This window comes from Moraxella pluranimalium, assembly GCF_002014825.1.
In the GTDB taxonomy this organism is placed as follows: domain Bacteria; phylum Pseudomonadota; class Gammaproteobacteria; order Pseudomonadales; family Moraxellaceae; genus Moraxella; species Moraxella pluranimalium.
Window position 1 is genome coordinate 110,574 of the sequence record NZ_MUYU01000006.1, and the last position, 16,919, is coordinate 127,492.

A 16,919-nucleotide genomic window follows, 5' to 3' on the forward strand; every position below is an offset into this window, starting at 1 on the left:
ATTGCCAATACCATCAGAAACAATATCGTCCGCATCAAGAGTTAAAATTTCAATCTACAATCCAAAGCAAGAGGACAACACGCTCAATGATGGTGATAGATTGGCTCTGATATGGTATGGTGCCATCAAACGCAACGGGGCGCTATATGGTACACGAATGCAAGTTTCTGCGATTTTTGTAAAATTGGATTCTAAAGGCTTAGTATCCAGGGATTCTAAAGGCTTAGCATTTATAAAAACCATATCTATTAATTTGGAGTATGCTCATCGATTGACTATTGGCTCGGTAGTGCGTATCGAACAAAACGACAATGAAAATGAAAAAACTTTGGTATTGGTTGGATATCTAAAACCAGAAACATTCGCATACGCAATCCAAGAAGGGGGTTGTGAGGATTTATCTTTCTATCGTGAAAAAAGAACGTCTGTTAGTGTTGCGCAGGATAAACCCCCTAAGGAGTATCATTACAAAAGTTTAAGCTCAAGCTTCAACGAAATAATCGGTCGGGTGTATAACAGACATCAGGTGCTTTGCTTTAAGCGCGATGGGTACACATTTGTTATGCACCCGCTAACTTGGTTTTTGTCTTATTATGCCTCAACCAAGCGTATTAATCGATACATATTAAGCAAAAAACTATCTGAGTCATTTGAGTTCAATAAGCCCAAAACAAGACGCTCTAAAAATTTCCAAGCCCCATTGTTAGAAGATGGTTTAAGATTAAATGTTAAGACTCACAGTCCTAACTCGGTATTGCTTTCTGATTGGATGCGCCTGCCTGATGTGGTTTTTCTGCATTATCTTAAATTTAATGAAGAGACAAGAGCCCATATCCGAAGAATTCAAGGCAGTTTTGATTCAAGTATTCATACTAGCAATAAAAATTTAAATAAAAATCAGATAGAGTTTAAATCCGAAGAGATTGTAAGTGGTAACGGTTTTTTGTCAGACATTGGCATTTGGCACGATGAAGCTGTTGGCTTCCAATTTAATGCAGTAGATATTGGTGAAAATAAATATCTGATTACGTCAATCACATCCATAACGTACCCAAATGGGGATGGCACACCGCTAGAATATGAAGTTTTTAGCAAACCAGAACCTACTGATGATAAATTAGAAAACGAAATCTTAGATACAGAAGTAAAAAGTTCGCATGTTAAGATATTAACATCGGACATGAACTATGATTCAGAGAGTATAACACTTGTTGATGGGGATGCTAATAATCCCACCCGTTTATGGGTTATGTGTAAGACAGGGGTTATTGGCATGCGCAAACTTGTGAAAATAAAGGATGGTGAGAGTACTAGCGCTTTTGATATGGTTGCAGAAAAGACAAAAACCAAAGGTGTGTTATTGCCTGAAGAATTTGCTACTGGGCAAGATAAGAGTAAGAGCGCGCATGGTAAGATTGGTCAGGCAATGCTATCAAATGCCAATAAATTTGATTCTATTGATAGCTATCCACTAACCCAAAGGCATAAAGAATTATATAGACAGGTCAAAGACCAGTTTCATGAAAATGTTTATTATTATCGTTCTGTTGGAGGTTATGGCCGTCTAACAGATCCTCAAAATTTACCCTATGGGGATTTAAAACGCCTACATTCCAATAACTTTCCGAATAAATTTTTGGCATTGTATGGGTGTGATCAGGGTTGCTGGTATGCCTTTATAGATTTGGTCCCTAAGAATTCAACACACAATTTGGCAGGTGTGGCGATACGATGTCAATCTGAAGAGCTGCTACGTAAAACAATCTATGATGTTTTGTGTTTATTAGCAAAAAAAGGTGGAATAATGAAGCTGGAATCGGAGAAATTGCCAACAGATGTCAAATATGCAAAATACAATCATACAGAAGAGGGCAACTGGGTGAAAACGGCTATCGAAAAGCTGCAACGGTAGCCGAGTAAGAAGGTCGAAATGAGTGTTCGTGGTATTAGTAATAATCACGATGGCGGAAACTCTGCTTTGATTATGGACGGCATGGCGTATGCTGAATCTTTGGAGCTTAATCCTTATTTGATTGGCAGTATTGATGTTCTAAAAAGCGGTATTTCTGCATTATATGGCAAATCATCTCCTGATGGTGTGGTTAACATTAACCTTAAAAAGCAAGTGGCAGTAATGAAAGAGAGGTGTTTTAAAATTTGGTGCAAACAATCGCACGGAAGTTGGTGTTGATATTGACAATGAATTAAATGAAAATATTGATTATCGCTTGGTTGGTGCATTTAAAAAGCTAGAATAGCAAGCTGGCAATGCTGAACAAGAAAGTTATTCTTTTGCTCCATCTATCAATTGGTCAATTGGTGGTCAATTGGTGATAAAACCAATTTACAATTATTTGCTTTGCATGAAAATCAACCTAAAGCAGGCGATCGCAATTTTTTTTGGTTGCTCAAGGCTTGCTATTTCCTGTCAATGGCCAGTATATGCCTTATGATTTTTTTTGCACCCGATCCAAATTATCATGATCTAAACACCAAACAAAACCAAATTGGCTATCAGCTGGATCACCAAATTAATGATAATTTAACATTTAGTCAAAAAACCCGATATGGTAAATACAACGACTATCTCAAATCGCTCATCACTTGGTATTCAGCTGGTGGTAGCGACCTTGTTCGAAAAGCGCGTATTTTTGATTATACTAACCGCTCATTCCAGACAGATAATTCATTGCATTTTAAGACCAATACAGGCAAGTTGTCACATAGTATTATGGCAGGTGTGGACTTTACAAATATTGACCGTCAAGAAAGCACTTATTTGGGTGATGCGCCAAATATTGACTGGCAGGCCACGTCTATGGTGTTACTGTCAACGAACCTGCGCTACGAACCCAAAGTGAACAAAGCAATCGCCAAATAGGTCTTTATGCACAAAATGAGATGTCTTGGGGTAAGTGAAATTTTTTTTGGTTGGTGGACGATATGACAAATCAAAAATAGACAATACCAATCTTCTGACAGATACATCTAGCAGTCAAAGTGATAGTAAGTTTACTTGGCGAACGGGTGCTTTGTATGCTTTTGATAACGGTGTATCACCTTATGTGAGCTATGGTACAACTTTCACGCCTGAATTTGGTACAGATTAAAATGGAAATGCGCTAAAACCAAGCACTGCGACCCAAGCTGAAATTGGTGTCAAATATCAAATATCGCCGAGAGTTTTATTAACTGGTTCGCTATTTGATATCAAACAAGACAATTTGGTCTTATTTGACCGTACAACATTCAGTAATAAACAAATTGGTGAAGTACAGACACGTGGCGCTGATTGATGGACTTGATGAGTTGTTTGTTGAGAAAGGGCGGTGAATGGTTATGTTATTAATTAGACATATATCTTTGTTGTGATTAAGCCCAAACCTTAGTCTGTAAACCAATTATGCTGCGTCATTTAATCAGCTTAAGCTATTGATAAAATGGCGCAGCATTTCAATTTTGATGGTGAATTTATATCGCTACTTACTTGATTTCAAGCTCGCTTAAATTCTGTACCACGCGATATTTTACGCCATCAAATACAGAAAAATGCTTTTTCGCACATGCGATTTTTTGCTGTTCTTCCAGGTGTAGTTTAGATAAATCAACGCCATCCTGAATGCCTTTGCCTGTGTTTTTGGTTTCAGCAACAAAGTAAACTTTATCATGATGGTTCATCACAATAGCCCAATCGGGATTGTAATTGCCAATCGGTGTAGGAATTTTAAACCAATCGGGTAATTTGAAATATAAGCGCACATCTTCACGACTTTCACACTGTTGGGCAAACGTGTTTTCTGTGCCAGAATCCAGTGAAATATAGTCCGCAAAAATCGTTTTATCAGCATTTTGAATCGCGAACGTATGCTCGTTTTTGAAAAATTCTGCACCATTATGCTCTAAATCACGCCAACGTGCCAAGGTTTGCGTATAGGCGGCTGCATCTTTTTCAGGCTGTCTGAAATACTCAATGCCATCAATCATCAACCCATGCAATGCCAACAAAATCTTCTCGCTGACCAAATCAATAAAGCGCTGCGGATTATTTGCCAATTCATCAATTCGCTCGGATTTATGAATGATTTCAAAAATCGTTTGGCGGGTAAGTTGTGTTTTACATTGGATTTCATGCAATACATCAGGAATTTCCCAATTGTTGTCCAGTGCGTGAGTTTGCGAAGAAATTTCTTCGCCCCAGATGCCGTCTGTCTGTGTTTGGTTAATTTTGGCCTTTTGCACAACCAATTGTGTTTTTTGAATAGGCGGCATATCTTTAACCAATTTAGCGGCAGCTTGAACTAAATACTCGCGTTCAAACGCCACTTTGTAATAGGTTTGAGAGCATAATTTTTGCCAAATTGCTAAAAATTCAGGGTCGAGTGTAAAACCTTTGCGATAGGTCTGCTTGGTTCTGTCGCTCGCCTTTTTAACACCACCGTTAGCAAATGTGATACCGCATTCGTCTTCATATTCTTTTTGCAGATTGGCGGCGAAACTTTCGTAGCTTTCATTCGGTATAACCGTCAAAATATTCACACCGTCATCGCGCACACGCTCGCCTTGTTGATTGACTGCCAAACGCAAACCGCGCCCGATTTCCTGCCGTTTTTTAATTGGCGAACGTGTTTCGTTGAGCGTACAAATTTGAAACACATTCGGATTATCCCAACCTTCTTTCAGCGCGGAATGCGAAAAAATAAAGCGCAATTTACTGTCAAACGACAATAATTTTTCTTTATCTTTCATGATCAAATCATAAGTTGCCTCATCTGCTTTGCTGCTGCCACTGGTATCTTTTTCCTTACCCTTGTCTTGTGAAAAGTAACCGTCATGCACGCCATCCGCGCTTTCGCCAGTTTCGCGTTCGTAAATTTCCGCAAACCAGCGCGCAAACTTACCATGCTCGCGGTAATTTGCCACTTTATCAATAAAAAACAACGATAAAACCTTAATTCCCTTAGGATTTAAACGCTTTTCTTTTTTCAGATGCTCTTTGATTGTGCATTCCATTTGTTTTTTCATAATTTCATCGCGAATCAAGTCATCATCTTCACCCAGCGTAATTACTTGACCGCTGGACAAGTGCATTTCACCTGATTCTGCATCCAGTCCATTGACGATAAAACCATGTCGATAACTTTCATTATTTCCTGATTTATCAAACAAATCATCATTTGAACCCACGCTGATAGTTTTTTTCTTGGTTTCTTTTGTATCTTGAACATGGATTTCCACTTTAGCAGTTAATTTTCTTTTGCCAGCTACAAACTCTTTCAATACCACATACGCGCCATTGACATCATTTTTTGCTAGCACTGGCTCCACTTCAATCTGTTTCACCAATTTTTTGTTATAGGCTTGCACAGGGTTTAGGCTATAAATTTTGTGATATGGATTTTTGTGTGTAGCGGAATAACGTAAGACAAACAATGGGTTTAACGAATCAATCGCTTGTTTTGCCAAATCCGTTTCCATGTTTTGCGGTTCGTCCACAATCACAATCGGGTGGGTTTGGCTGATTTGTAAAATAGGGGCTTCACCGCTTTCATTGGCACGGTTAATCACGTTGTCGTCTTTTTTGAATGCATCAATATTCATAATCAAAATATCGATATGGGTGTTCATGGCAAAGCTACGCAATCGGTTCAAACGGTCACTGCTATACACTGAGTGGGAAAAGTGCACGCCATCAAACACTGATTTAAAATGCGTTGTCATTGCACGAATGCTTTGTAGCACCCCTTCACGAATGGGTACACTTGGCACGACAATCACAAATTTCCGCCAGCCATACTGACGGTTTAGCTCAAAAATTGTTCGCAAATATACATAGGTTTTACCCGTACCCGTTTCCATTTCAACAGAGAAATTCAAGCCATGCTCGCTGATTTGCGTCTCTGGTAGACTGAACGATTGCTGCACTTCGTTTAAATTTTTGCCAATTTCGTCCAATGGTAAAACTCGCTGATTGCTCACGATGGGCGAGAAGTTCGATTGCAAGGCAAAAACTTGTTCTTGACTGGGTTCGCCTTGGAACAGGCGTACTGCCGCGTTAATGGCTTCGTGCTGATAATCTAGTTGTTCAAATTTCAATTCCATGTGGCACCACCGTTACAGCGTCTCAAAGTTGATATTGGCATCTTTGAATTGCAATGCGGCATTGGTTTTCAGCGCATCATTGCCTGCAAATGCTTTATCCAGCACAAACACTTTTTTGGGCGACTGGGCGCGCACTTCGTCCAACACCGCTTGATTGACGGTATCCAACAACAGCGCGGTTTTGCGCGTTTGTGCGGTATTGTTCAGCCAAGCCACATTGTCAATAAACTCAATGCTATCCGTTAATTCAAAACCCAAACGCAACATCAATTCATAAGCCATATTTTCAATGCTAGCGTGTTCATGCACCACATTTTGAAATTCTTCTAGCAAAGCCAACTGTTGCGGTGCATTCAGGCTGGCTGAAAGCGGTCTGCGCCATTGTTTGAAATGGCTTTCGGTTAATTTGAATACTTTGAAACCTGTATCCACGCTTTGTCCGTCTTTTACGCTGGCTGAAATTTGCGTTCCTGCACGGCGAATGCGTTCTTTGGAAATTTCGGCGATATTGGCAAAACCTGCCTTGCGTGCTTCGGATTTTTCGTCCGTTTCTTCGGGAAGCTGCACGCAAATATAACGGCGGTTGCCACCGTCTTCGGCGTTGAGTTGCATCACGGCGTGGGCAGTTGTACCGCTGCCTGAAAAGAAGTCTAGGATTAGGTCGTTTGGCTTTACAATTACTTCAAGAAATTTTTTAGCAACTGCAACAGGTTTTGGATTTTCAAAAGGCATATCTAATGCAGTATCACTTCCCCCAAAATAAAAAAGAGATGGCACATTTTCATAGATATTTTCTTTTAACAAATATTTTCTATTGGGTTGAGTTGTTTCATCATAACCAAATAAAATCAAATTTTTATCAAGTAATTCTTTCATTGTTTTAGGTGGGTTACGCCAACCTTTTGCAGGAACTGGACAAGGTTTTCCTGTAACTGGATGAATAAGCGGAAGAAAATATTCATCTGGTGCTTTTTTATTATTGGGCCAAGCCATAGAAACTGGACGGAATACTTCTCCGTTTTCGTCAATTTGATTGTATGCAAGTTCTCCACCGCTAAAATTTTGTTTTCTAATCCATTCTTTGAACTCTAATCTCATTTCATCTGTTATTCCTAATTTTTCAATCAAATTTTTTGCTTTTGTCATAATTACTTCTGCATTTTCCTTTTTTCTAACTAATTTATTTTTATTAATAAATTCATCTTTATTCTTAGCAAAAAATACAATATATTCATGTTGTGTAGCAATTGTCGTAGCATCGCCTTTTGGATTTCTCTTATCCCAAATAATTATCCCTAAATTATTTTCTTCTCCAAAAATCTCATCACAAAGTAATTTCAGTTGTGCTTGTTCATGTTCATCAATATGCAACATGATCACGCCGTCTTCGCGCAACAGCGTTTTTGCCAAATGCAAGCGTGGTAACATCATAGACAGCCAGTTGCTGTGATAATGTCCGTTGTCTTTGCTATTTTTACGCCACGCACCAGCAAATGCACCGTCACGCAATAAATAGCCGTCTTGGTCTTTGTCACCTACGCGTTTGGCGTATTCATCACGGGTTTCAGCGAATTTGTCGGGATAGATAAAGCTGTCGCTACCTGTGTTGTAAGGAGGGTCAATGTAAATCATTTTTACTTTGCCTGCGTAAGATTTTTGCAGAATTTTCAGGGCTTCCAAATTTTCTGCTTCAATAAAGACGTTTTGCGTGTCGTGGAAATTCACGCTTTCAGCAACGCAAGGTACAAGCGTGTTGAATGTTGGCGATTGTAAAGTGCGATAAGCATCGGATTTGCCTGCCCAGCCCAGTTGATAGCGTTCATTTTGGGTGCAAAGATTATCTTCGCCCAACACCAATTTGAGTTTTTCAAAATCAATTTGTTCTTCACAAAAGATTTCGGGGAATAATTGTTTTAATTGTAAGATTTTGTTTTGTTTGAAGTTGTCTTCTAAATCGTGTGCGACTTTGGTTTGTTCGGTAACCATTACTATATCCTGTTTGCCGGTTTGGGAGATTAATATGGAGCGACATGCCAATTAAAGTCTATATCACCAATGTATTATCATTGAAATATTATTCATATATTCTAAAAAATATTTCAATTCATATTTTGGGATACTTTAGAGCTTTAATATCCTGCTTATAAAACATTGATTATGCTCGCAACTAATGAGTTTTCATTTTAATACAGCAAATAAAAATGTCAATCAAACACCTTTGTTCGTCAAAATTATTTCTTGGATTTATATAAATACCAATACGGTTTAAGGCGACTGCCAAAAATCTTATAACCACCCTTGGAGCGACGAGTTGTACCTTTAATTCAAAATAATTCTTTAGCGTTATTTTTTTTAATCAAGAATTTGGTTTACATAGTTATCCTGCATCATTGCTATGCAATTCAACCAAAATTGGAATACATGCACCATATTCCCGCTTGATTTTCTTGCGCTGGTGAATGTTTGCAACTCCACAAATTGCAAAAGAAATTCTAAGCACAGGGCGGGGCGTGGTGAGAGTAGGGTGCATAAAATAAGCACTCTTATTGCTAAGAGTGCTTATTTTATAATTGGATAGCACATGAACATGTTTATTATAACACAAATTTAATAAAAGTAAATAAATTAATAATGTAAAAATAAAAAAACAGCCCAAGCAGGGCTGCTTTTATTTGAGAGAGATTGTGAGTGCCTTACCACTGGAAGCCCAGACCCAAGCTAACACCAAGTTTATTTGTATCTTTGGTGTTTGCATCAATTGAGCCTTTTAGGATGGTTCTGGCGTTATCACTAAGACGGCTAAAGCCTACAGCAAGTGCTTGAGCATCACCATAGTTACCTAGTCCAACACCCACCATTGACTTACCTGGTAGTGTGACTTGTGGGATACCTAGTGCTGCACGTGCACCAGCAGCTTGTGCATCTAGGGCATCATCAAACTCATCCATACGCTCTTTTAGCATGCCAATGTTCTGTGCGTTATTAGCCACATTCATATTGGTTGCATATAGCTGACTGCCATTAACAGCATCCATTGAACTTGGACTGATGGTACCTGCTGCTACATTGTAGATCTTATTACCACCAGCGCTGATACCACCAGCACCCATACCCACAGAAGTGCCTTCAATGACAACACTGCCTACTTTTAAGTTATCAGCCATTTGTACACTGATTGCACCAGTATCGGTAGTCACTGTCTTGATGTTCTTGCCATCACCTAGTACAGCAACAATGCCTCCTAGTGGATGATTAGTGACTTTACCATCATCTGCTGTGGTATTGATACCTTTAGCAATGGCAGCTTTGTTGACATCTACTTGAGCTAGTTTAGCTTTAGTGCCATCATCTAGAGCCACTGCATAATCCACACTGGTTGCACCATCTTTAGTGGTTTGTGTGGTTGTGATGGTGATACCATCACCCTTACTTACTGTGGTCTTGCTATTATCTACATAGGCTTTATTAGCAGCATCAGTAGCATTGACAGGACTTGCTACATTAGTGATGGTAGAACCACCAACATTCACAGCACCATCACCCAGCTTAACAGCGGTGTCACCATTGCTGATTGATTTAATGCCAGTCAAATCAGATGCCAAGGATACATTGTAGTTCTTACCACCAGTGCTGTTTAGCTTGTCTTGCTTCACAACAATGTTGCTACCTGCAGATACTGACTCTTCTTTAGCTAGCTGTGCTTTAGTAGCATCGTCTAGAGCGACTGTGTACTCAGTATTAACCGCGCCACTTGGTGTAGTGGTTGTTTTACTGGTTACACTAATACCATCACCCTTAGCAACTGTAGTGGCTTTATCATCCACATACGCTTTAGTCGCTGCATCAGTCGCATTGGTTGGATTAGCGATATTACTGATAGTAGCACCACCTGCATTAATGGTGTTGTCACCAAAGCTGATTGATGATCCTGCACCAGTACCACCACCAATCTTATCAATGCTAGTTAGTGTTGAGTTTAGACTTACCTTAAACTCTTTACCACCAGTAGCATTTTTACTATCTTGGCTAACAGTGATGTTATCACCAGCAACTACTGATTCTTCATGGGTGATCAGTCCTGATAGATCAACTTCAGGGATTTTGATTTTAGCAATTTCGTCAGCGACAAACTGCTTATCAGCAATGGTATCATCAACAGCAACTGTGTAGGTAGTTGTATTACCATTGGTTACTGGAGTAACTTCAATGCCCTTACCTGCATCCACAACAGTGCTTGGAATCATGCTGGTATTAACTGTCAGATCAACAGAGCCATCAGTATTTGGCTTAGTCACAATAGAACCATCTGTTGATTTAACATTTATGTCATAAGCAACACCACCGTTTTTAACAACAGCTTTCGTACCATTACCATCAACAAAGCTTAGGGTATCACCAAAGCCCACATCAGCAAGTTTAGTGCCACCAGCAGTGACTACAAATGAACCTGAGTTAATTGCATCAGCAACATCAGCAGTGGTTGCAACACCATCTGTTGGTGCAGTTACTTCACCTGTGGTAGGATCTGTTCCAAAGGTGCCTTTGTTGATAGATACTGTGTAATCAGTCATAGTAGTGATACCATCAGTAGTACCTGCTGCACCAGTAACAGTCAATAGCTCACTACCTGACTTCACACGCACTGATTTATCAGTATTGGTATCTGCACTACCTGCTTCTAGATCTTGTACTGCTTTTACTACAGCATACAATTGGCTACCATTCACCGCATCAGTAGAGGTTGCTGTCACTTGACCCGCTGCAACATTAGTGATTTGACGCTCATTACCTGCTGAACCTACAGTCACAACAGAGGTTGGATTAGTACCAGCAAAGTTATAGGTCGTACCACGAATATCAACAGATTTCGTTGGTACAGCAGCGCCAATCACAGAGTCATTACCCAAGGCAACATTACCTACAGTAGCAACACCTGCTGCAAAGGTTACGGCATTACCTAGGATGTTATTACCCGCAGTGGTAACAGTGTTGTTATTACCAACCACATTGTTATTATCAGCAGTTACGGTGTTATGTGTACCAAACACATTTGCTTGATTACCAGTTACCTTGTTACCATAACCTACACCAACAGATTCATCACCTGAGACATAAGCACTGTTACCAATAGCAATCGCACGGCCTGCTTTAGAACCAAATACATCAGATAGTGATTCAAAGGTACCATCGAAACCAGCAGCATTAGCCAACTTAGTCAATTCAGCACGCTTCTCAGCCAAAGCAGCCTCATAAGCAGCCAAATCAGTGGTTGTTGTGGTTGTACCACCAGTACCACCTGCTGCGACAGCGGCTTCGTATTCGGCTAGGGCTTGATCATAAGCAGCCTGTGCATCTTGGCGAGCTTGGATGATGGCTTTGGCGGATTCGTATGAACGGTTTAGGGCTGCTTCTAGTTGCGCTGGGTCTACATTAGAGAAGCCTTGCATATAGCTGTAGTCGTTTGGAACCCATGCCCATGAAGTTAGACCGCCAGCTCCAATATTTGAAGCTACTGTATATGTATTACTAAGCGTGTATGCAGCGTTTGATATACCATCAAAAATTCGCTCCTCCACTAGCATTATACCGTCTTCTGGTAGCGCTGAATAAATATCCACAGATTTAGCCGCGGCAGCCACAAGCATAGTATTGATGAAATCTTGCTCTTGTGGCGTGCCCTGATATTTATCCAACAATTCTTGTGTTAGACCATCGTTGAGGGCGCTTAAAGCATCCTGCTTCACCTGAGGGTCTACATTTTGGGCGTATGTGCGGACGGTATCTTCCCACATTTTTGCATACATATCGCCAACGTCCCCACCACCGTACTTTTTATAGACTGATAGCACTTCCTGTCCGGCTAAGTATTGCTTTTCAACATCATCCATCGTCGTTGTTTCTTGAACAATAATAGCATTGTCGCCCTGCAGTCCATTTCCTTCTAACCAATCGCGATAATGTATTCGGCTTGCATCAAATAAACTATTTGAATTTGGGTTTGCACCTGGGTTCATGAATATTTCACCATCTAAAGGAGCACCGTATTTTTTCGCTAGTGCCACAGTGTCTGAAATAGTGTTCATATCAAAACCAGACTCTTTAGCCAATGACATAATATGTCCAAGAGATGCAAAATTACGTGTAGTTGGCGAATCTGGGCGTCCTGGTAAGGTTTCGTGTAAGTTGCCAGTAGGGACGGCTAATTTATTATACACATCTGCAATAGCGCCAGTAAGCTCTGTCTTTTGAATAATGTTTAGTCCCGCCGGTGGTGGTCCCTCTCCACCATCAGGTAGTGACATGTACATCGGTGATGGTGAGGTACTTTGTGCGTAACCAGTAGTATACTGCCCCTGTTTCAAAGCCTCATCCAACACCTTCTTCGCCTCATCCACAGGAGTTCTATCAGGTTCGCCGCCCGGCGTCGTCACAGTCTTAGTAAACTGGCTAGGGTCAAGCTCTTTAATTTCTCTGTCAATGACAATTAGCTTATCCCAATCTTCCTTACTCATTGATCCACCAGCAGCACCAGAGTTTACACCAATAGCAATAGTATCAATTGCCATAGCTGATGATGCATGACCATTTGATGTTGATTGATTGCCATCTGCAAAAGCATAAGATCCTGTTGCTGTTGCTTGATTACCAAAGGTAGTTGCTCTTTCACCTAGTGCAGTAGATTCATCACCAGTAGCTTTAGTATAATCACCTACTGCTACGGTATCAGCACCAGTGGCAATTACGTTATTACCAATAGCTACAGATGTTGTATCTGTAATAGTTTGGTTTTCACCTAGTGTTGTAGCAGCCATAACATCTACTGATGCCAACATTGCTGATGCAGCAGTCATAGCCAACACAAGTGATTTAACTTTACCACGAGCGCGTGTCTTTTCTGAGCAGACAACTGTTTTACCGTCATGCCCGCGTTTAGTTATGTAGATTTTGTTCATTTTTTTACCTCGGTAATTTATAATTTTTTGAAATCGATTATCTCTTAAAGTTTAAGTTAATATTCTTTTAATTTAAGAGATAATTTAATTTTACTTCAAAATAATAATAAAATCAATTAATAAAAATACTAATTAGAAATCATTAACACAAAATATACATAATTTGCGCATCTCTAATATATTTTTGAAATATTTTTTTAAAAAAAAGAGGTCTTACCGATTGGTAAGACCTGAAATTTAACCATTCTTTGTCGGTATTTTTGGCAACCAAAAATCTTGCCCGTTAAACCGCCAACACTCAAATTGACCATCTGAGGACGTTTTAATTAATTCCCTCGTATCCATCACTTTGGGGTCTTTTTTCACCTTTTGTTTATGGAATATCCACATACCGCAACGAAACCATTCCCGTTTTTCTCTTAAGGTGAGCTTGGTCGGCTTGTTAACCAGACGGATAAGAACTTTCTCAGCAAATGTGTTTTTACAGCGCGTTCTTGGTTTGACTTTGCCGTCAGTTACGGATAGTTGAATTTTTCTGCCAAATACATCCCTTAAATAGATTGCAAATCCCCAAATGTTGCCTTTTTGAGCTGGTCGATGTTTTAAGTAGCTGTCAAAATACTGCGCTTCAATCACATCGCCTTTATGTAGATTGTTATAAACACACAGATCGACCGCAGGCTGCATGCATGCTCTTATCCGTACGATATTGGCATTATCTTTAAGCTTATTCTCAAGATGGGTGATATATTGAGTCAGCTCAAAGGGAGGATCTGAAATTTTATTTTTAAGCTTTTCTATACTCTCGCTCGCAGCATAATATTTTTTAAGTGTCAAATCCTCTTCAATGCGATTTGATTGAATCAGCCAACGTAACACTCTTAAATACGTCCGAAGTCCATTGGGCTTAAAGTGTGCAACCAAGGTTTTGTAATCAGGTATTTCGCCCCATAGATTTTTGCAATCAATGAAGAACTGTAGATATTTTGGGTATTGTTTTTGTGCGTACGCCATATATGCAATTCTTGGTTGAGTTAAGTACTCCATAAAATCCATATAGTCATCTCTAAGCTTGCCTTCTGGTAGGGCAAGCCTGGCAAATTTAGCGCAGGTTAGTATTAAACGTTTGCAGCTACAATTTATACACTCCGATTCTCGTCCAGCAAAGGTTTCCGCGCCACACACTTTGCATGCAACTTTTCCTTTTAAACAGGCTTTACAGTACCCATCATCTGATACTTTGAGGTTACGGCGACACCCTTTGCAGTGTCCACGAGTATGGCGTCGTATAAGTTTGTCATAACATTCTTGGCAGAGTGGGGCGTCAATGGGCGAATTCCTGTATCGATAGGTTTTCCTTTTTAATTCTTTGCAATGTCCACAGATATGCTTTAGTGTAAAGAAGTTATTATGGCAAGGTTTGCAAATATCGCCATAGATGCTTGCTACCAATGTTGTCACTTTGTGCATGCATGTTGGGCAAACCAGAAGTGCTTTAAAATCTGAATTGGTGAAATCTTGCACTGTGTTTTGTTTAGTAATATTTACTGGATTGGATTTAAAATCAAACATAAAACTCTCTATCCATTTTTTTTAACAGTTGTGACCAGCGAGTTTTAACCTGTTTTAGGCTTCTGCCTGCTTCAGTTGGGCGGTGACTTTTGGCTCTTTTCTTGGACTCGGTCACTGGCAAATTACCAATAATTCGCAAGAGCGGTTCTGGTAAATTATCTTTATCGGGAACGGCGCTGAAATAACCCTGTTTTATATTCAGCTCATGCGTGATTTGTACCCAATTATCGGCACTCAAATCTAAAAAATCACAAGCGCAAGAGAGTAATAAGGCTCTCTCAACAGCTGATAGGGTGTTGAATACACCAACAAATTTGTAACCAGAAGCATATCGCTCCCATTTCATTGCTTTAATGAACTGGTTGTAAATACTATTTTCCTTGTGTGTAGGTATGCCGGCATGATGTCGTGCTAATTTAATAAAATAGACTAGCAAAGACAAAAAATCTCTAAACTCCAATTGCATACCCAAATAATAAAAAGAGTGGGTGTGATTTGGATGACTATCAGCACATATTTGAGGATGGATGCTGCTGTCTATATAATTATTAATTTGTTGCTGCAACTTAAGAAGCCGCGGTATATTAATCTTGTCATACAAAGGGTGTGTGGAAATATCCTTATTGATGATTGCCATAGAACAGCCACAATAAGCGCATTGCTCAATTGGTCTAAGGCTGGCCTTATGGGGTGTATAAAACTTTCCGCAATTTGTGCATGAATTTTGCATTAAGATATGATGTTTGGTGCATACGGTGTGGCTGGCCATATCCCATTCGATTGGCAAGTACGCATTTTCTTGTTGCTCAGCAATACATTTGGGGCAATATTGATAGCCATGTGCAGAACCACTTCTCTTGTAAAGATGAGATAAGAGAAAGTAGGTGTGATTGCAATCATCAACATTTAAGAAGTCAGCAAAGACGATTGGCTGCTTCCCGCAAAGCTGCAATATTTCATCTTTAAAGGTTTTATTGGGATATTTCTTGTTAAGCTGTATATGCAAGAGACGATTTTTGTATGTCCAGTACAAGTTGGTAAAAACAGGCGCTGGCAGACCGTTGTACGAAGCCGCTCTTATAAGCCATGAATATAGGGATTCTCTTGGGTATAATTTGGGTTTAATTGCCAATGGCAACAAAGGTTGTTTGGCAGATGGTTGAGTCATAAATAGCACCTCCGAATGATAATATTGGCAATACAAAGCCTTTGCCATGACTGCAAAGCAACCATAACTGTTGATGTATATAAAAAAATCGTTGTTTTACTATAGTGATTGGGAGCTACAAGGGTATAAAATGACAAGACTTGGCCAGTATCTTATGTCATCAACCCTTGTGTGAGCGTATTAAATTACTTCAATTACAGAATTAAACGTCTTTCTCCTCGGTTAATGCTTACCCATTTATTCTCTTCAATGTCTTTTGAAGTAATGGATTCGCGCCCATTTTTAATTGCGGAGGTTGCAGCAGCAACCAATAGTCTTTTGGTATCACCAAGACAGCCTCGGCTAATGCTATGAATCATAGGCAGCTTGTCTGCAGCATCAAGAAAGGAAGGTTCTTTTAGTGGCAAGATGCGTTCAAAACTAGCAACCATCGTGGCGTATTCTTCATCAAGTTTCCATAAAGGCAGTTCCACCACATCAAATCGACTGGCATGCTGTGGGTCTGTATGAAGCACTTGTACTGCATCAATGGTTCCAGACAATACAAAAGGTATTTTAAGCTCATTGCATAGATGCTTTAAGCTATTCATTACCAAGCGCTGCTGCCTGGATGTGCCGGTTAAGATGGAGTGGATTTCATCAATAATAATTAGTCGTGTCTGACACCATCTCACAAAATGCAGCAGTTGGTCTTGTAGCTGTAATGCAGTGTATTTATGCGTATAAGGTGCAGAATAGGCATTTAAAAGACTCATATAAATTTCCTTACCGCTTGTGCCAATCGTTGCAGGTGCTTGCACAAATACAACAGGCAACACCGGCTTGTCATCAGCACTAAGATAAGGTTCGTGCGCATCCACAAACTTATTTAGCAGGGCGGTTTTACCGTTATTTGACTCACCAATCAGCAACATATTTGGCATTCTTGATTGCGTTGGCACTTTTAATAAGAAATCAAGCATGCCCATCACTTGCTTGGCAACAGGATAGGTTAGCCAGCGAGGTTCTGCCATGAACAATAATCTTTCATCATTTGACATAAAAGCCATATGTGCAAATTTAGGGTGTAGATGAGCAGGCATTTCTTTGCGGTTTGTCATTTTAGTATCCTCCAGTTAGGTGTTTGG

8 protein-coding genes and 2 pseudogenes are annotated in these 16,919 nt (G+C 39.8%); 4 read left to right on the plus strand and 6 right to left on the minus strand.

Annotation, left to right across the window (positions count from 1 at the left end; genetic code table 11):
- Window positions 1-157: 157 nt before the first annotated feature.
- From B0680_RS01785 to B0680_RS10995, 4 genes and pseudogenes are all read left to right on the plus strand, one after another.
- Window positions 158-1,912: a hypothetical protein gene (locus B0680_RS01785; protein ID WP_078253339.1), complete on the plus strand. Its 1,755-nt coding sequence runs from the start codon at window positions 158-160 to the stop codon at window positions 1,910-1,912.
- Window positions 1,913-1,930: 18 nt separating this feature from the next.
- Window positions 1,931-2,191 (plus strand): TonB-dependent receptor plug domain-containing protein, encoded by a 261-nt coding sequence (locus B0680_RS01790; protein ID WP_078253340.1) that lies wholly within the window; start codon window positions 1,931-1,933, stop codon window positions 2,189-2,191.
- A 117-nt stretch (window positions 2,192-2,308) separates the two neighbouring features.
- The gene (locus B0680_RS10960; protein WP_078253341.1) at window positions 2,309-2,881 is read left to right on the plus strand and encodes a TonB-dependent receptor domain-containing protein; all 573 of its coding nucleotides are present in this window, start codon (window positions 2,309-2,311) and stop codon (window positions 2,879-2,881) included.
- A gap of 34 nt (window positions 2,882-2,915) precedes the next feature.
- Window positions 2,916-3,296 (plus strand): annotated as a pseudogene (locus tag B0680_RS10995) (TonB-dependent receptor domain-containing protein).
- Window positions 3,297-3,483: 187 nt separating this feature from the next.
- Here the strand turns inward: B0680_RS10995 and B0680_RS01805 are convergent.
- From B0680_RS01805 to B0680_RS01830, 6 genes and pseudogenes are all read right to left on the minus strand, one after another.
- Window positions 3,484-6,099, minus strand: coding sequence for a restriction endonuclease (locus B0680_RS01805; RefSeq protein WP_078253343.1), 2,616 nt, complete (start codon window positions 6,097-6,099; stop codon window positions 3,484-3,486).
- A gap of 12 nt (window positions 6,100-6,111) precedes the next feature.
- Window positions 6,112-8,085: a site-specific DNA-methyltransferase gene (locus B0680_RS01810; protein WP_078253344.1), complete on the minus strand. Its 1,974-nt coding sequence runs from the start codon at window positions 8,083-8,085 to the stop codon at window positions 6,112-6,114.
- A 722-nt stretch (window positions 8,086-8,807) separates the two neighbouring features.
- A pseudogene (locus B0680_RS11010) lies at window positions 8,808-13,052 on the minus strand (YadA-like family protein); the annotation flags it as partial.
- A gap of 237 nt (window positions 13,053-13,289) precedes the next feature.
- On the minus strand, window positions 13,290-14,624 hold the full coding sequence (locus tag B0680_RS01820) for a hypothetical protein (protein WP_078253346.1): 1,335 nt from the start codon (window positions 14,622-14,624) through the stop codon (window positions 13,290-13,292).
- Window positions 14,617-15,792, minus strand: coding sequence for a TniQ family protein (locus B0680_RS01825; RefSeq protein ID WP_158078287.1), 1,176 nt, complete (start codon window positions 15,790-15,792; stop codon window positions 14,617-14,619). Before B0680_RS01825 ends, B0680_RS01820 begins: the two co-directional genes overlap by 8 nt.
- 194 nt (window positions 15,793-15,986) lie before the next feature.
- Window positions 15,987-16,892 (minus strand): TniB family NTP-binding protein, encoded by a 906-nt coding sequence (locus tag B0680_RS01830; protein ID WP_078253348.1) that lies wholly within the window; start codon window positions 16,890-16,892, stop codon window positions 15,987-15,989.
- Window positions 16,893-16,919: the final 27 nt, after the last annotated feature.